Origin of the sequence: Paraburkholderia sp. SIMBA_053 (assembly GCF_046534895.1) — a bacterium.
Classification (GTDB): domain Bacteria; phylum Pseudomonadota; class Gammaproteobacteria; order Burkholderiales; family Burkholderiaceae; genus Paraburkholderia; species Paraburkholderia caledonica.
In genome coordinates this window covers 1-256 of the sequence record NZ_JAWRXU010001109.1, presented here as the reverse complement: position 1 = coordinate 256, position 256 = coordinate 1, and the positions used below count along the sequence as shown (strand labels likewise).

The 256-nt window shown below is 69.9% G+C and carries 1 protein-coding gene; it reads right to left on the bottom strand.

The features are described from left to right. On the bottom strand, positions 1-256 hold a 256-nt coding region (locus tag SB753_RS39070; RefSeq protein ID WP_410805421.1), incomplete at both ends, for an SDR family NAD(P)-dependent oxidoreductase.

The window sequence follows — 256 nt, the reverse complement described above, 5'->3', positions numbered from 1 at the left end:
CCGCGCATCGTCTGGAGCGCGGCGTGCATCAGGCGCATCGATGCCTCGACGTGAACACGCAGGTGGCGCACCTCGTCGTGGATGTCGTTGTCGGCGAACCGCAACGGCAGCCCGAACCCGGCGTTGTTGACGAGCAGGTCGACCGGGTCGGAGGCATCGCGGAGGCGGTCCTCGACCCGCTGGACGTCGCTGTCGACCGACAGGTCGGCCGGGAAGACCTCGACGGCGACGCCGTGCTCGCTGCGCAGTTCAGCGG